Origin of the sequence: Streptomyces niveiscabiei, from assembly GCF_033794345.1 — a bacterium.
Classification (GTDB): Bacteria; Actinomycetota; Actinomycetes; order Streptomycetales; family Streptomycetaceae; genus Streptomyces; species Streptomyces niveiscabiei.
The window spans coordinates 87,777-104,187 of record NZ_JARAYJ010000030.1 but is presented as its reverse complement, the minus strand read 5'-3'; the positions used below and the strand labels follow the sequence as shown (position 1 = coordinate 104,187).

Below are 16,411 nucleotides of genomic sequence, written 5' to 3'. Positions count from 1 at the left end.
GCAATGTAACAGCCTCTTACATCAGTCTGTGACGGTGAACCGATGCGTGACGTGCTGGACGACCTCGACCGGTGGTGGCGGGCGGACGAACCGGTGGCCATGGCCACGGTGGTGTCCACCTGGCACTCCGCACCCCGCCCGCCGGGCGCCGCCATGCTGGTCGGCGCCGACGGCACGGCGGTCGGCAGCCTCTCGGGCGGCTGCGTGGAGAGCGCCGTCTACGACACCGCCCAGGGCGTCCTCGCCACGGGCACCCCGGCGCTCCAGCGGTACGGGGTCGGCGACGACGACGCGTTCGCCGTAGGTCTGACCTGCGGCGGAACCATCGACGTCCTCGTGGAGCGGATCGACCGCGCCGGCTTCCCGCACCTCGGCGAGGTGGCCGCGTCCGTGCGCTCCGGGGAGCCCGTGGCCGTGGTGGTCCACGTCACCGAGCGCGACCCCGGCCCTCTGGCCCGCCTGGTGGTGTGGCCGGACCGTACGGCGGGATCCCTCGGCTCGGCACGCCTCGACGAAACGGCCACCGCCGACGCGCGCACCCTGCTCGCCGACGGCCGCACCGGCACGCTGCGCTACGGCCCCGACGGCGGGTGCGAGGGCGACGACGTCACCCTCTTCGTCTCCGTCCTGGCCGTCCCGCCCCGCATGATCGTGTTCGGCGCCACCGACTTCGCGGCGGCCACGGCCCGCATCGGCGTCTTCCTCGGCCGCCGGGTGACCGTCTGCGACGCCCGCCCCGTCTTCGCCACCGACCGCCGGTTCCCCGAAGCCGCCGAGGTGGTCGTGGACTGGCCGCACCGCTATCTGCGCGCGGAGGCGGACGCGGGACGCGTGGACGAGCGCACGGTCGTCTGCGTGCTCACCCACGACCCGAAGTTCGACGTCCCGGTCCTGGAGGTCGCCCTGCGCCTCCCCCTGGCCTACGTCGGCGCGATGGGCTCCCGCCGCACGCACACCGACCGCCTGGCCCGCCTCCGCGAGTCCGGCCTCACCGACGCGGAGCTGTCCCGCCTGTCTTCCCCGCTGGGCCTCGACCTGGGCGGCCGTACCCCCGAGGAGACGGCCGTGAGCATCGCGGCGGAGATCGTCGCGCAGAGGTGGGGCGGGAGTGGAGAGCGGCTGTCCTTCAGCAAGGGCCCCATCCATCAGGCGTCCTGAGAACACCCACCCGTCGAACCAACGGATCGGAAAGGAACGAACAACGTGACCGAGGAGACCCAACCCGCGTCGAGACCGTCCGCAGCGCGCGGCATGGCGATTCTGGGGCTGGCGGCGATGACCTTCTCGCTGGCCCAGACGTCCATCGCACCGGCCCTGGGCGACATGACCGCTTCACTGCACACCAACGCGCAGGACGTGGCATGGGCGTTCACCGGCTACCTGGTGTCGGCCGCGGTCCTGACGCCGGTGATCGGGCGACTGGGCGACATGTTCGGCAAGCGCCGGCTGCTCGTGATCGCGCTGGTGCTGTTCGCGGCGGGCAGCGCCCTGGCCGCGTCAGCGGACAACCTGGCCCTGGTGGTGGCCGGCCGGGTCGTCATGGGCGCGGGCGGCGGCATCTTCCCGCTGTGCTTCGGCATCGTCCGCGACACCTTCCCCGAACGGCGACGGGCCGGAGCCGTGGGCCTGGTGTCCGCCCTCTCCGGCATCGGCGGCGGCATCGGTCTGCTGATGGGCGGCCTGCTGGTGGACCACGCCTCGTACCGCTGGATCTTCTGGGCCGGTACGGCGATGGCGCTCCTCGCGGCCGTCGCGGCGCAGACGCTGCTGCCGGAGTCAGCGAACCGAGCCCCCGGCCGGGTCGACCTGTGGGGCACCCTGCTGTTGGCCATCGGTATCAGCGTCCCGTTGATCGCCGTCAGCCAGGCCACCAAGTGGGGCTGGATGAGCGGCCGTACCCTCGGGCTCATCGCTCTCGGCGTGGCGGTCCTGGCGCTGTTCGTGCTGGTGGAACGCCGGACGGCCGAGCCCCTGGTGGACATGGCGGTCCTTCGGCGAGGGCCCGTACTGATGACCAACCTGGCCACCCTGCTCGTCGGCTTCGGCATGTTCGGGGTCTTCCTGCTGGTGCCCCAGCTCGTGCAGACACCCGAGTCGTCCGGCTACGGCTTCGGCGCCGACGCGACCCGCGCGGGACTGCTCATGCTCCCGGGCTCCCTGACGATGCTGGTCGCGGGGCCGTTCTCCGGCCTGCTGAGCAGCCGCTTCGGGAGCAAGGTGCCATTGGCCCTGGGCGGCGTGATCAGCGCCGCGGGTCTGTTCGCCCTCGCGGCGAACCACGGTTCGCAGGGCGCGGTGCTCGGATTCACCGTGCTCGCCTTCGCCGGGATCGGCCTGAGCTTCGCCGCCATGCCCAACCTGATCGTCGACTCCGTGGACGCCGCCAGGACCGGAGAAGCGACCGGCGTGAACACGCTGGTGCGCTCGGTCGGCTCCTCGCTCGGCAGCCAGGTCATCGCCGGGATCCTCGCCGGGAGTGTGACGGCGGCGGTCCCGCTGCCCACCGACCACGCCTACACGGTCTCCTTCCTGGTCGCCGCCGGCGGTGCGCTCGCCGCCACCGCCGTGACGTTGCTCATCCCACGTCCCCGGGGCCGCCGGGGCGAACCCGAGACGGACGGGACCGAGCCTGAAAAGGCCGCCGCCGCACCGCTCTCCGACCGCGTCCGGCTTCCTGGGGGTCTTGACTGACAGCAGGGTCTTCATTGACAGACCGGCAGCCCCACGATCAAATAGGAAACGACTACGAGTCGTTTTTGTTAATGGGTGTCCCTTCGTGAACGCCCCCCATGACGAAAGGGCGGCATGAATCTCTCCGGTGTGGGTGTGTGGAGTCCTGGGCTGGGCTACGGCGATCCGGCCGAAGCCGCCGACGCGGCGGCGGAACTGGAGGAGCTGGGGTTCAGCGCGGTGTGGGTGCCGGACCCGGGCGGGCCCGAGGTGTTCGACGCGGTCGGCCGGCTTCTGGCCGCCACCCGCCGGACAGTGGTCGCGACCGGCGTACTGAACCTGTGGGCCCACACGCCGACGGCGGTCGCCGCGTTGTACGCCTCGCTGACCGCCACCCACGGGGACCGGTTCCTGCTGGGCGTCGGCGTGGGCCACGCCCATCGCGTCGACGCCGTCGAAACCGGCCGCTACCGTCGGCCGCCGGCCGCGATGACAGCGTTCCTCGACGGGCTGGACACGGCGGACGAGCCGGTGCCGGCCGAGGGCCGGGTGCTCGCCGCGCTCGGCCCGAAAATGCTGGAGGTGGCTGCGAAGCGGGCCCGGGGCGTGCACCCCTACCTCGTCACCCCCGAGCACACGCGGCGTGCCCGTGAGGCCGTGGGCGACAAAGGGCTCGTCCTGCCGGAACAGACGGTCGTCCTCGCCGCGGACGCGGACGAAGCGCGTGCCGTCGCGGGCGACTGGCTGCGGTCATATCTCGCCCAGCCGAACTACGCCAACAGCCTCCTGCGGCTGGGGTTCACGGAAGAAGACGTGACGACGGCGAGCGACCGCCTGTTCGGCGCCATGATCGCCTGGGGAGACGAAGCGGCGGTGAAGCGCCGGGTCGACGAACACCGGGCCGCCGGCGCCGACCATGTCGCCCTGCAAGTGCTCACCGCCGAGTCGACCGCCTCTCCTCTGGCGGCTCTTCCCCGCACGCAGTGGCGCCGCCTCGCCGCTGCCCTGATCTAGCACCGGGAGCGGTTCATGCGGGTCGTCATCTTCGGGGCGTCCGGAATGATCGGCCAAGGGGCGCTGCGGGCCTGCCTCCTGGATCCGCAGGTCGACTCCGTCCTGCTGGTGGTGCGCACGCCTCTGAACGTGAACCATCCGAAGGTCCGGCAGGTCGTCCATACCGATTTCACGGATTTCACGGCCGTCCGAGGCGAGTTCGAGGATCTGGACGCCTGCTTCTACTGCGCGGGGGTCTCCTCGGCCGGCCGCAGCGAGGAGGAGTACTTCCGGATCACCCATGACCACACGCTGGCGGCTGCCGCCGCGGTGAGCGCGGCCAACCCGTCCCTGACCTTCACTTTCGTGTCCGGGGAGGGCGCCTCCGAATCGAGCCGCTCGGCGTGGGCCGTGGTCCTCGGGCATACCGAGAACGCACTGCTGAGGATGCCGTTCCCCACTTATGTCTTCCGGCCCTTCTACGTCCGGCCCCTCCACGGCGCCGTCCCCCGGACCCCGTCCCACCGCCTGATGTACCGGCTCACGTCGTGGCTGTACCCCCTGCTGCACCGGCTGGCACCGTCGCACACGACCACGACCGACCACCTGGGCCGCGCGATGATCGCCGTCGTCCACCTCCGGGGCGGCGCTCCCGCTGTGCTGCACAGCCCCGACATCAACCGGCTGGGAGCCGTCGTCGGGGGAGCGGTGCCCGGAGGGGAAAACCGATGAGCGAAGGCCGGGACCGGACTGGGCTCGATCACCATGGCGCGGTTCGCGCCGACACGGTCCGGCAGGGCCGCCGGGAAGCCGGACGGCAGCGTCGAGGAACTGCCTGACGCGGGCGGCGGGCATGGGGACCGCCGGATCCTCTGTCTCCCCGCGTCCTAGCGGCGCCTCGGAACGCCTCGCCCCGGTTGGTGATCGCGGTGACGCCTTCCCGTAATTCGGGTTCGGACACGTAGCGCAGCAGCACGATGCTGCGTACCGCGCGGCCGACCTCCCGCAGCGCCCGGCTGGACATGCACCGGGCCACCTGCGCCGGGCCGAGGTCCGCCCCATAGGCGAAGGACCAGCGCGTACCGCCCCAACGCATTCTTGATCTTCGTGTCTGATCCGCAGGGTCGCCCGAAGTGCCGGGTCCAGCCGGTCTGGTACGCCGTACGCGTCAGGATCTCCAGCACATCCCCCCGATGACCAGATCGGCGTTGGCCGGGTACCCCTCGTTCGCCTGGTGCGAGCTGTGGTTCCCAGAGACGAGGGTCCAGGTCGCCCCCGGCCAGCAGCGGATCCTGCCGGTCCTTGTCATGACGCTCAGCTCCCGCCTTGGACATGGCAACCAGCGGTGAAGCGCAAGCTCAGACGTGCCCGCGCTCCGTCCAGGCTGTGAGGCCGGGCCAGAGGCTGGTTCCCGGCGCCACCTCCGAGCGGGCGAGAGTCCCCGAGTCGGGCAGGACCGTCCCTCGTGGCAGCCGGCTGATGGTTGCGTGCGAGACCCCCGCTTTGCCGCCCAGCGCCCTCAATCGTGCAGGGTCTGTGGCCGCGGTCTGGCCGGCCATGTGCCGGTTCTGGGATGGCCGGCTTCGGCGCCCGATGCCCAAGCATGAACGATCGCTGGTTGTCATCGATGGGATCGAGATCTCGGTGAGCGGAAGCAGGTGGGCTTCCCCATGGACCCCGGTCACCGATGCCGTCCGCGTGCCGGGGGAGTGAGCCCGAGAGGCTCCAATCGCCGCGCGACCAGGTTGACCGCGCCGTCGGCCCGCTCGACGCGGCCGTGGACAAGGAGCCCGGCGTTGTCGACGGCCGTCTTCATATGGGCGTCCCAGACCGGCGGGGGCACGATCACGTTGGTCATGCCGGTCTCGTCCTCGATGTTGAGGAAGCAGGTGCCCTTCGCGGTGGGCGGGCGCTGGCGGTGCGTGACCAGACCGCCGATGGTGACGGCGGTGTCGTCCGGCAGCCGGCGTACCTCGGCGGCCGTCACTGCGCCGGCTGCTTCGAGACGGGTACGCAGGTGCTGCACAGGGTGGCTGTCGGGGCTCGAGCCGGTGGCCCACAGATCGGCGAAGGTCTGCTCGATGACGGTCATGGTGGGCAGTTCCGGGGACGAGGGTGGTGCGGCCGTCCCCGGCAGCAGCTCTTCGTCGACGCCCGCCAACGCGCCCGCCGCCCACAGGGCTTCGCGCCGGTCCACGCCGAAGGCGGCGAGCGCACCGGCAGTTGCCAGGTTCTCCAGGACCTTCGACGACAGACGCGTACGGCGGGCGAAGTCCTCCAGATCGCGATACGGCCGCCCCGCGATGATGTCCGAGGCTGCCGCGTCCGGCATCCCCCGTATGCCGCTCAGTCCGAGCCGGATGGCCCGCCCGCCCTTGGAGCCCTCGTCGGCTTCGAGCCCGGAGTGCAGCCCTGAGCAGGTCACATCCACACCACGGACCCGCACGCCGCGACGGCGGGCGTCGCCGATCAGGGTGAGCGGCGAGTAGAAGCCCATGGGCTGGTTGGCCAGCACGCCCGCGATGAAAGCCGCCGGATAGTACAGCTTCAGCCACGCCGAGGCATACACGATGTGCGCGAGCGACTGGGAATGGGACTCGGGAAAGCCGTAACCCGAGAACGCCTGGATCATCGTGTACAGCTCCTCGGCCGCCTGCTCCCCGATCCCGCGCTCGGCCATCCCCGCGAGCAGCCGCCGGCGCAGCTCCGCGACCCGCTCGGGAGCGTGCTTGGCCGCGAGTGCCTTGCGCAGGGTGTCGGCCTCGCCGGGTCCGAAGCCCGCACAGTCCATCGCGAGGAGCATCATCTGCTCCTGGTAGAGCGGGACTCCGAGGGTGCGCTTCAGGGCCCGCTCGGCAAGCGGATGCGGATAGCTGACGGCCTCCTTCCCGGCTCTGCGGCGCAGATACGGGTGCACGGAGCCTCCCTGGATCGGTCCTGGCCTGATCAGGGACACGGCGACGACCAGGTCCTGGAAGTCGCGAGGTTTCAGACGGGGCAGCGTCGACATCTGCGCACGCGACTCGACCTGGAAGAGACCCACGGTGTCCGCGCGCGAGATCATCTCGAACACGGCCGGGTCGTCGGCCGGGATCGACGCCAAGTCGTAGGTCGCACCGTGGTGTTCGGTGATCAGACCGCAGGCCGTGTGCAGGGCGGAGAGCATGCCGAGGCCGAGCAGGTCGATCTTGACCAGGCCTGCTTCCTCCGCATCCTCCTTGTCGCCCTGTAGCACACTGCGACCTTCAGCCGTTGCCCATTCCACGGGCATGACCTCGCCGATCGGGCGGCGGGTGAGGACCATGCCGCCGGAGTGCACGCCGAGGTGGCGGGGCAACCCGGCGAGTTCCCCGGCCAGTTCGCGAACGTCGGCGGGGATGTCCGCGTCCTCGCCCGGCGGCTCGTGGTGCTGGATGTGCCGGGTCATCTCGTCGATCCGGCTGATGGGGTAGCCGAGCGCACGGGCGGAGTCCCGTACGGCGAGCCGGGGGCGGTACGTGATGATGTTGGCGACCTGGGCGGCATGGCTGCGGCCCCAGCGCTCGTACACGTACTGGATGACCTCCTCGCGCCGCGCGTTCTCGAAGTCGATGTCGATGTCCGGGGTCTCGGCCCGCTCCAGGGACAGGAAGCGTTCGAAGAGCAGCTGGTGCCTGATCGGGTCGACGGCGGTGATACCGAGGACGTAGCAGACCACGGAGTTGGCGGCCGAGCCCCGGCCTTGGCACCAGATGCCGTGGTCGTTCGACCAGCGCACGATGTCCCACACGATCAGGAAGTAGCCGGCCATGTCGAGCCGGTCGATGGTCCAGAGCTCTTTCTCCAACTGGATCCAGGCCGTGTGCGCGGCTTCACCCCGCGGACCGTAGCGGCGCCCGGCAGCCACGACAGCGAGTTCGCGCAGATACGACATCTCGGTGTGGCCGAACGGCACGGGAAAGCCGGGCAGTTCGGGCTTCAGAGCGGCGAGGTCCACCACACAGCGGCGCCCGAGGTCCAGCGTCGCCTCGTACACACCGGGGTAACGGGCGAGCCGCCGGGCCATGTCGTCCGGCGCGCGCAGATGCGCGGTGGGCGCCGACGGCAGATACCCGGCCGCGTGGTCCAGGTCCTCGCGGCGGCGCAACGCGGTGAGGGCCTGGGCGAGCCGGGCATCGCGCGGGCGGGCGTACGTCACGGCGTTCGAGGCGACGACGGGCAGACCGAGGCGTCGGGCCGCGGCGTACAGGGCGTCGTTGCGTACGGAGTCGGTGGGCAGGGCGTGGTCGATCAGCTCGGCGTGCAGATGCTCGGGGCCGAGCAGACCGATGAGCGTGGAGAGGCGGCGTGCGCCGGCTCCGGGGCAGCCGGTCAGGATCGCCAGGTGCCCGTCCCGCACGGCCTCGGCGAGGTGCGCCGGATCGTACTGGGGTCGCTGTTTGGCGCCGGCGAGCTGGGCGGCGCTGATGAGCGCGGAGAGCTGGGTGAATCCGGGCACGTCACGGGCGAGGACGAGCACGTGACCGTACGGGGCGGGGAGGCTCAGCTCCGCTCCGTAGACCGTGCCCAGATTCCGCCGCCGGGCGGCGGAGGCCAGTCGGCGTGCGGCGTACAGGCCGTCCCGGTCGGTCACGGCGAGCACCTCGATCCCGAGCCGTGCCGCCTCGGCCGCGAGTACCTCAGGGTCCGAGGCGCCCTGTAGGAACGAGAACGAGGAGTGCGTATGCAGTTCGGCCCAACCCGCGGGAACCGGAGAGGGGCTGCCGAGCCGGGCGGGCAGCCGCAGCACGTCACCCATAGTGCGCCTCCGCCCACCACTGGCTCTGTTCCAGGACGAGCAGCCAGGCCGGACCCGCCTCCGTGACGACCTGCATCCGGACAAGGCGCCGCGCTCGGCCGGCGTTCCACCACTGTTCGAGGGCGGGCCACGGTCCCGCCCAGCCCTGGACCGTCTCGGGGCGGCAGCCCTTGACGATCAGGCGGGCCGGGGGAGCGGACAGGACCAGCCGGGCGGAGACCGCCACTGACTCGCCCTCGGCGTCGAGGAGCCGGGCCTTCTCCGGCTGGGCGGGCACCCACGCGGGATACGGGGCGGGCAACTGCCCGGGCCAGGGTCCGTCGGGCAGCCGGTTCTCGGGCGGTACGTCGCCGAAGGCCACCCGTATCGCCCGCTCGGCGGGTCCCCGGCCGCCGCCGAGCTCGACCCGGGTCACGGCATCGTGCCCGAGCATCGCTTGCAGCCGGGCGGCGGCGGCCTCCATCTCCGCGGTCACCGACCGCGCGCCGAACAGCGGCTCCTGCCGGCCGGTCGCCGCGCTCAGCGCTTCCGGGCGCAGCGCGAGCCGGGCGATGCCGACGGCCGCTCCACCGCCGTCGGTCAGGGCCCCGGTCTCCTGCCAGGCGGTGAGCTGCCAGCGGACCCGTTCGGCGACCGCGAGCTCCGACAGCCTCCCCTCGTGCCGCCACAACCGGGTCAGGCGCTTCCCACTCGCGAGTTCGATGGCGACCTCGATCCGGGCACACACGGCACCAGCCGCGGCGAGACGTTCGTGCAGCCGCCGGGCAAGCTCCTTGGCCGCGAACGCGACCGGTTCGAGCAGGGTCCCGGCCGGCTCGAAGACATCGGCGACAGTGAGGTCCTGCCCGGGCGCCCCGGTGCTCAGACCGCGGGCCTCAAGGCCGCGGGCGGTGCGGTGGGCGGCCGTGCCGTCCATGCCGAAGCGGGTGGTCACCTTGTCGCCGGGCAGCGCCGCGAAGGCGCCGAGCGTGGGCAGACCCATACGGGAGAGCAGCACGGCGAGCTCCGGCCGCCCGAGCACGCCCACCGGGTACGGGGCGAGGAAACGCGCGGTCTGCCCCACAGGGACGATCCGTCCCTGACGTGCGGCGAGAGCGGCGGCGAACACGGTGTCCGCGACACCCACCCGCACGGGGAAGCCGACGGCGGCGATCGCCTCGGTGATCCGGTCGGCGAGCGGCTGTTCGCCACCGAAGTAGCGGGCGGGACCGCGCGCGGGCAGCACGAGAAGACCGGGGCGTATCACCTCCCAGCGAGGGGCTATGTGCTGCTCCAGGTATTGCAGGACCGGTTCGAAGCAGCGGATCTCGCCCTCCACGTCCCGTTCGCGCAGCTCAAGACCGGGCGCACGGCTGGTCGCCTGCCGCAGCCGCATTCCGCGCCGCACACCGAGGGCCCGGGCGGCGGCGGAGGAGGCGACGACCTTCCCGCCGGCGACGACGGCGGTCGCCCGCGCTCCGTCGGGGTTGCTGCCGTCGGCGACGATGGGCCAGTCGGGCAACCACGCACAGGCGACTCGTTCGACGGCGCTCATCCGACGACGTGCAGTCCGCGGCGCGCTTCGGACGGCGCGGGGAGGGGCGCCTCGACCGGAGCGTCCGCGAGGTCAGGGGTGTTCTCGAAGGGGCAGGCCCGTCCCTCAGAACCGGGCAGCCACAGTTGTACGGTGCGCGGCGCCCCGCCCGCCGCTCCGCGCCCGGTGGCCGAGACCCGCACACGCCGGGCCCGCAGCAGTCCGTGACCGGCGCCCACGCCCTCCCAGCGCGACGCGGTCACCGCCATCCGCAGATCGGCGCCCTCCCAGGCCCCGGTGGTCAGGAGCACCGCTCCGGTACGGCGCAGCACGGCCGCAAGCCGCCGGCCTTGCCGGCCGGGCGCCGGACCGAGCGGACCGAGCAGCAGCACCGGTACGGACTCCGCGAGCGTCGTGACGACCTCCGGCCAGCGCTTGCCGGGGCGGTCCACCCACAGTCCGGCGCCGACGTCCAGGCCCATCGACCCGGCGGCGAGCACCCCCAGCTGAGGCAGCCCGACCACCGCCCAGGGGCCCGCCTCGGTGGCGGCGCGCGCGGCCAGGGCGAGGAGCAGCGGCAGATCCTGCCCCACGCTCACGATCGAGCCGGGGCGAAGGCGGCCTCCGGGCAGCAGGGACTCCAGCTCGGAAGCCACCGGAAAACCGGTGCCGATTCGTGCATCGTCCCTGCTGGGGACCGGTACTGCTGACGCCATGACCTGAGGATCGGACAACAGTTCGAATATCGCAAGACGACTCACCCCCGCCTCTGAGCTCCCGATTCACCTCGCGGGCGCAAAGGGGGGCCAACTCCTTTTGCCTGTAAGGGGGATCGCCTTCCGCGTACGCCCTGGGTGAACTTCCTCACCGAAAATCGCGCGGGACGCCCGCGACAGCAAGCAGGCGATCGCGGTCGGTATCGCCGAGGCGGGCGGGTCATCACGGACGCGGCCACCAGCATGTTCGCCGCGTCCATCGCCTTCCCGTTCGGCGGTGAGCGGATTGCCGCGGAGTTCGGGATCGGCCTGGCGGCGCCGTGGCAAGCGTGGCAGGTGGGGGCCGCGGTGCGTTCGCTCGCCTCGGCCCTGGACCAGCTTGCCGAGGGGTACGGGATGAGGTCCACTCCCGCGATGAAGGTCTTCAAGGGCGGCAAGCCGGTCAAGGCTGTCGCCGGCGCGCTGCCCCCGTCCGCACTCGAGGCGATGGCTCAGTACCTCTCCGCGCCGGACCGCAGGCGACAACCGCTCCGACCCCAAAGGATGCGGCTCACCATGGCTGGAGCCATGGCCGCCACGGGGTTTGGACGAGCGACATGACGGCGGCGACGGCGACGAGGGCGGAAGCGAACCGTGCCTGTCTGTCGCCTGGCCCGACGGAGGGCGTTGCGGCAGGCGAGGGCGGCGGGGTGCCGGCTCCGGCCTTGGCGTACGACGGTGAAGACGCGGCGTGTGCGCCGGCCGCGCGGGAGCTGTTGATGGGCGACGGTCGGGGGCTGTCCGCTGAAGACGAGCTCGGGCGGGAAGGCCGCGGCGTGTTGCTGTTCGACAAGGCGCTGATGGAGCAGGAGGCCGGCGGTCCCGAACCGTACGTCGGGTTCGAAGCCGGCGTTGCGGCACAGGGGCATGGCCCAGTGCCGGGCGGCTGTGCCCTCGGGTTCCATCACCCACGGGTGGTCGGCGGGCGAGCGCAGCACTGCCGTCGGTTCGTCGGTGTCCGAGGTGTCGGCCGGTTTCGGCAGACCGAGCGTGGTCGGGACGAGCATCAGCGCGGCTGTCCGGAACGAGGTGATGCGCAGGGTGCCGACGCGCGTCGTCCGGCGTCTGGCGGTGGGATGCAAGCAGGGCGTCCAGTCGCCGTAGCGGGTGTCGTTCCCGCCATGGCCGGGATGGCTCGCCGGCCCGGCCGTCCCTGCCGCATAGCGCTTGTTCCAGTTCCAGCACAGCGGCGCTCGTGGGCCAGACGCGGTATTCGTCCGCCTCGCCGCCGGGATTTTGGTCATGGCCGCTGAAGCAGTGGGGCTCGCCGTTGACGCTGAGGTTGAAAAGGTGGGGTGACAGGCTACGGATGCTCCAGTCCGAGTCCGGTCTCGGCTATGAAGCCGCCGAGGATCTCGGGTCGACGTTGGATGCCGCGTAGTCGGTTCTTCACGAGCGAGTTGAGGTCGTCGATCGTGCGGGGTGCGAGGTTGGCCAGGGACTTCTTCACCTGGGCCCAGACGCCTTCGACGGGGTTGAGATCGGGTGCGTAGGGCGGAAGCTTGACGATGGTGAGCCAGTCGCTGTTGCGGTCGCAGAACTCCCTCAGAGCCTTGGCGTGGTGGGTGCTGGCGTTGTCCCACACCACGATCAGCGGGGCACCGCCGAGTTGCCGACGGGCAGCGGTCAGGAGGTCTGCGAACTCGCGGGCGCGGAAGCCCTTCTTCTCGCCGGTTCGACCCCGGTACGTCTGGGTCCGGTAGATCAGCCTGGCCTCGCGGCCCGGTCTGACACAGATCATCCCGGCCATCAGGACCCGGCCGGAACCCTTGCCTGTCACTCTGACCAGCGGCGTCCGGCCTCGCCGTGACCAGGTCCGGCCCTTGCCGGGTTTCAGGTCCTGCCCGGCCTCGTCCTCGAAGACTGTCCATGCGCCCAGGAGCCGGGCCGTCCTCTTACCCGTGACCACTGCGCCGTCCGCCACAGCCCAACGGCCTGTTCGTCGCGTTCGACGGCCCGGTGCGCGGGGACCTGCGGTGACCAGCCCAGCCTGTGCAGCAGATACGACACCCCGCGCGGCGTGTACCGGTGCCCGAACAGGCGATGGATCAACTCCGCGACCCTCGCCAGGGTCCACCGCTGGTCCTCCAGCCAGCCGTGCGCCGCCGGCCCCGCCTCCAGCTCGGCCTGCAACCGCTCGGCCTGGACATCGTCCAGCCGGCACGGGAAGCCGCCGGCCCCCTTGGAAGCCAGAGCCGCGCTGCCGCCCTGGCGCCAGGCGGCGTGCCAGGCGTACGCCGACTTGCGCGACACCCGCAACCGGCGGGCCACCTCCGGCGGCCGCACCCCCTGCCCGAACATCTCCGCGGCCTCGAAACGCACTGCTTCACGCTTCACCCGCCCCACAGCGGTCAGACCGCCGCCATCCGCGTACCTCATGACGAGGATGTAGCACCGCCAATGCCCGCTGTCACCCCACCTTTTCAACCTCAGCGTCAACGAGGCCGCACGCGGTCCGTCGTACCACTTCAACTCGACGTACGCGCGCTCGAAGCCGTCCCTGATCGGCTGCTCTTCGTCCCAGGTCTCAGCCGCATGAGCTGGCTACCGAGGAATGTCGGATGGGTGGACCGCAATAGCGGCCCACGCCGGCTCGGGCTGGTTCAGTAGCCCAGCTTCCACTTCTGGTAGCCGCCGCCGTTGCAGCCGAGTCCGTAGGTTTGGCCGACACGGTTACTGTCCAAACAGCGCCGGGTGCTGACGTCGGTGAGCTGCACCTGATCCCAGCTCGAGCCTACCCCGGCGAACTGCTGGTTGGACGATCCGGCGACGTAATTCAATGTCTTGACACTTGTAAAGTCGTTGGTCCACGTCAGGGCCTTGCCGCTGCGGGTTTTGATGGTGACGACATCGTAGTTGGCGTGGTATTGGAACTCGACATCCCACCTCTGTACATTGGTCTCGAAATTGCAGGTTCCCGTAATGACGTAGTCGCTGCCGGCCGGATTCCATTCCAGGCACATGCCGGTTTCCCAGTTGCGTATCAAGGTATTCTGCACGATGACGCTTGCCGATGCGGGGCCCGCGTTGAAGAGCGAGAAACCCAGCGTCAGGCCGAGGGCGAGAACCGCCGCCCATCCGCGACGCGCGGAACGTTTGCCCAGCTTTTCCGACATCATCATTCTTGGCCCCTCTGCGCCTCTTCCGGATCTTGCGGTAATGCGCCGTCAGCTTCCCGTGGCCCATGGCACCGGAAATCAGCAACGCCGACGTCCACTGCCTGGCGGCCATCAAAGATCGCGAACGGCTCGCCGCCGCTGGGTTGAGATCGTGTCAGGCAGGAGGGGCCCTTTCGGCCGTCTGGGCCGGTGATCGGCTAAGAGGATGTCTCACGTGGTGATGCGGTGAGCTGCGACATCATTGCTGCTTGTGGGTGTCGATCTGTCGCGGCGGCTGGTTCCTGATGGTCTGTGGGAACTGGTCGCTCCGTTGCTGCCGTCGTTCAACTCCCGTCCGCAGGGCGGCGGGACTGCTCCGTGTGACGAGCGGGCCGTGTTCACTGCCGTTGTGTACGTGCTGACCAGCGGGTGTGCCTGGCGGCATCTGCCGGAGACGTTCGGGGTGTCGCCCGCGACGGCGCATCGCCGGTTTGCCGCGTGGACCCGGGCGGGGCTGTGGCGTCGGCTCCACCGGGCGGTCCTGGACGAGCTCGGCGCGCGGGGCGAGCTGGACTGGGCCTCGGCGATCGTCGATGCCGCCTCGGTCCGGGCCAAAAGGGGGGCACGCTGACCGGGCCGAACCCGGTCGATCGCGGCAAGAAGGGCAGCAAGCTGCACGTGCTGTCCGAGGCCCAGGGCATCCCGCTGGCCGTCGCGGTGTCCGGTGCGAACACCCACGACAGCCTGGCCCTCACGCCGCTGATCCACGGCATACCCGCCATCCGGTCCCGCCGCGGACCGCGGCGGCGTCGGCCCGTCAAACTCCGCGCGGACAAGGCGTACTTCTCCGCCGAACACCTCACCTGGCTGCGCAAGCGCGGTCTCGTCCCGCGCATCGCACGTCCCGGGATCGAATCGAGCGAGCGGCTCGGCCGACACCGCTGGAAGATCGAGCGGTCGATCGCCTGGCTGTTCGGCTACCGCCGGCTCACCGTCCGATACGAGCGAAAGGGCTCCCACTTCCTCGCCTTCCTCGGCCTCGCGGCCGCCCTCACCTGCTACAAGAAGCTCGCGAAACTCACCACGTGAGACATCCTCTAAGTACAGGGAAACCGGACGCGAACCGTCGTGTCCTCGTTAGGCCTGAACGGAAAATCCCTCCGATTCCGGGCGTGTGGGAGCGTTCTTCGACGCGAGGGGCTGTGCAGGGCTTCGGCATGGTCGGCGGGCGTATGTTTCGTGATCACTTGATTCGTGGTCACTTGAGATGAAGAGAGAGCGGGCGGTTCCTGTTCACGTCCGACGCTGGCACGGAGCCCTTGCGTCTCCCCCGCACTGTCTGGTGGAGCGTGCCGACCGTGCTAGGAGATGAGCCCGTGCGTGGCTGAAGAGGCAGGTACAGATGCGGACGATGCTTGTGCGTGGGCTGAGCGACTGGGTTGGGCGTTCGGGCTGATAGCGGAGGATCCGGCTGCGAGAGGTGCAGCGCTCGTCCACCTGGGGGAGGCCCAGAGGAAGGTCGTGGACGCGCTTGCCCAGTCCGACGCGATGTGGCTGCTGACGCGGCCTCTGGGAGCGGACGAGTAGTACCGCGAGCCGGCCTTTCTGCAAGCCCAGAGGCGTTCGCTGCCTGATGGGGTGTGGGGTGGTCTTGTGGACGGGGATCTGGCGACGTGGCCGGGGCTGCCCTATGTGTTGCTCTTCCTGGAGTGGGAGGCGAGGTACCCGCTGGAGTGGACGCAGCATGCGAAGGCGTGGGGTACGAAGCAGGGCCTGATCCGGGAGGTGGCCCGTGCTCGCCAGGAGGCGATCAAGGCGAAGCTCGCCGATCTGGTCGAGATCGTCGTCCACCGGGCGTATCGCTGCAAGGATCGCGAATACGTGCGGGTTGCCCGGGCTGTCGACAGCGCTGATCTACGGGCCAGGCCGTGGTACTGGCGGCCCTCCACGGTCAGCGGCTCGGGTCCGGTGACCAGCAGGGTGAAGCGTTCCCGGACGCTGTCCGGCGGCAGAACAGGGGTATTGCGGCGCTCTTCCGGGCTGGAGGAAGCCATGACCCGGCGCCTCCTCGGGTAGGGGAAAGGGGACGCCCCTACAGGAGCGGAGTGGCGACAAGGAAACGCCAAACAGCGACAATTGGCGCCGCATGACAGCAGGGGCCTTCCGCTGAAGAGGCTGCTACCGGTAGTCCGTCAACCCCCGCTACCGCCGGGGTTGACGGACTACCGGTAGGTGCAGGTGACGCGCGGGTGCCTGCCCGAGGAGACCGAGAATGCGCCCCCGACACCACACGAGGACCAGCTACCGCAGGGGCTTGAAGGATCGTCAGGACCGGAAGCCGACTTCCCTCGTCCCGGGGCCGACGGGAGCTGGGCACCGGCCGGCCCACCGACTCCCGGGCACGGGGGCGGTCGCTCCACCGGCTCGTTGCCGCAGGAACCGGTCCGAGCAGTCCGCATCCGGGCCACATCGCGGCACTCCCCGTCGCTCGGGCGAGACCCGGGAAAGGCTCCGTGAATCCGCCGAGGACACCGGGCGGACTCCCGCGACTGACGACCAGCCGCGCTGCTTCACCATCGACACGCTCGGACCCCACACCACCCCG

13 protein-coding genes and 1 pseudogene are annotated in these 16,411 nt (G+C 70.7%); 7 read left to right on the top strand and 7 right to left on the bottom strand.

Features of this window, described 5'->3' with window-relative positions:
* The first annotated feature begins 42 nt into the window (after nucleotides 1-42).
* The 4 genes from PV682_RS32320 (at nucleotide 43) to PV682_RS32305 (ending at nucleotide 4,395) form a co-directional block, all read left to right on the top strand.
* The gene (locus PV682_RS32320) at nucleotides 43-1,158 is read left to right on the top strand and encodes an XdhC family protein (protein WP_319735310.1); all 1,116 of its coding nucleotides are present in this window, start codon (nucleotides 43-45) and stop codon (nucleotides 1,156-1,158) included.
* A gap of 45 nt (nucleotides 1,159-1,203) precedes the next feature.
* Complete coding sequence (locus tag PV682_RS32315; protein ID WP_319735309.1) at nucleotides 1,204-2,691, top strand: MFS transporter; 1,488 nt, start codon at nucleotides 1,204-1,206, stop codon at nucleotides 2,689-2,691.
* Between the two features lie 114 nt (nucleotides 2,692-2,805).
* Nucleotides 2,806-3,684, top strand: coding sequence for a TIGR03620 family F420-dependent LLM class oxidoreductase (locus PV682_RS32310; protein WP_319735308.1), 879 nt, complete (start codon nucleotides 2,806-2,808; stop codon nucleotides 3,682-3,684).
* A 15-nt stretch (nucleotides 3,685-3,699) separates the two neighbouring features.
* Complete coding sequence (locus PV682_RS32305) at nucleotides 3,700-4,395, top strand: NAD-dependent epimerase/dehydratase family protein (RefSeq protein WP_319735307.1); 696 nt, start codon at nucleotides 3,700-3,702, stop codon at nucleotides 4,393-4,395.
* 28 nt (nucleotides 4,396-4,423) lie between these two features.
* On the opposite strand, the gene PV682_RS44415 is transcribed toward PV682_RS32305, so the two are convergent.
* The 4 genes from PV682_RS44415 to PV682_RS32290 all read right to left on the bottom strand — a co-directional run bounded on the left by PV682_RS44415 (nucleotide 4,424) and on the right by PV682_RS32290 (nucleotide 10,609).
* A complete protein-coding gene (locus PV682_RS44415) occupies nucleotides 4,424-4,687 on the bottom strand; it encodes a Tn3 family transposase (RefSeq protein WP_407705778.1) in 264 nt (87 codons plus the stop codon).
* Nucleotides 4,688-5,344: 657 nt separating this feature from the next.
* Complete coding sequence (locus PV682_RS32300; protein WP_319735306.1) at nucleotides 5,345-8,440, bottom strand: error-prone DNA polymerase; 3,096 nt, start codon at nucleotides 8,438-8,440, stop codon at nucleotides 5,345-5,347.
* Nucleotides 8,433-9,974: a DNA polymerase Y family protein gene (locus PV682_RS32295; protein WP_319735305.1), complete on the bottom strand. Its 1,542-nt coding sequence runs from the start codon at nucleotides 9,972-9,974 to the stop codon at nucleotides 8,433-8,435. The genes PV682_RS32300 and PV682_RS32295 overlap by 8 nt, the downstream gene beginning before the upstream one ends.
* On the bottom strand, nucleotides 9,971-10,609 hold the full coding sequence (locus PV682_RS32290; protein ID WP_319735304.1) for a hypothetical protein: 639 nt from the start codon (nucleotides 10,607-10,609) through the stop codon (nucleotides 9,971-9,973). The genes PV682_RS32295 and PV682_RS32290 overlap by 4 nt, the downstream gene beginning before the upstream one ends.
* Nucleotides 10,610-10,807: 198 nt before the next feature.
* On the opposite strand from PV682_RS32290, the gene PV682_RS32285 reads away from it, so the two are divergent.
* On the top strand, nucleotides 10,808-11,269 hold the full coding sequence (locus PV682_RS32285; RefSeq protein WP_319735333.1) for a thioredoxin family protein: 462 nt from the start codon (nucleotides 10,808-10,810) through the stop codon (nucleotides 11,267-11,269).
* Nucleotides 11,270-11,319: 50 nt separating this feature from the next.
* On the opposite strand, the pseudogene PV682_RS32280 reads toward PV682_RS32285, so the two are convergent.
* From PV682_RS32280 to PV682_RS32265, 3 genes and pseudogenes are all read right to left on the bottom strand, one after another.
* Nucleotides 11,320-11,706, bottom strand: a pseudogene (locus PV682_RS32280) (LysR substrate-binding domain-containing protein); the annotation flags it as partial.
* Between the two features lie 305 nt (nucleotides 11,707-12,011).
* Nucleotides 12,012-13,087 (bottom strand): IS630 family transposase gene (locus PV682_RS44565; protein WP_456154980.1). Its coding sequence is split into 2 segments (ribosomal slippage): nucleotides 12,012-12,613 and nucleotides 12,613-13,087, totalling 1,077 coding nucleotides; the frame shifts between segments, so codons are not numbered across the junction.
* A 224-nt stretch (nucleotides 13,088-13,311) separates the two neighbouring features.
* A complete protein-coding gene (locus tag PV682_RS32265; protein ID WP_319735301.1) occupies nucleotides 13,312-13,830 on the bottom strand; it encodes an RICIN domain-containing protein in 519 nt (172 codons plus the stop codon).
* Nucleotides 13,831-14,089: 259 nt separating this feature from the next.
* On the opposite strand from PV682_RS32265, the gene PV682_RS32260 reads away from it, so the two are divergent.
* Together PV682_RS32260 and PV682_RS32255 are read left to right on the top strand one after the other, a co-directional pair.
* Nucleotides 14,090-14,895 (top strand): IS5 family transposase gene (locus PV682_RS32260; RefSeq protein ID WP_319735331.1). Its coding sequence is split into 2 segments (ribosomal slippage): nucleotides 14,090-14,420 and nucleotides 14,420-14,895, totalling 807 coding nucleotides; the frame shifts between segments, so codons are not numbered across the junction.
* A gap of 564 nt (nucleotides 14,896-15,459) precedes the next feature.
* Complete coding sequence (locus PV682_RS32255) at nucleotides 15,460-15,882, top strand: hypothetical protein (RefSeq protein WP_319735300.1); 423 nt, start codon at nucleotides 15,460-15,462, stop codon at nucleotides 15,880-15,882.
* The last annotated feature ends 529 nt before the right edge of the window (nucleotides 15,883-16,411 follow it).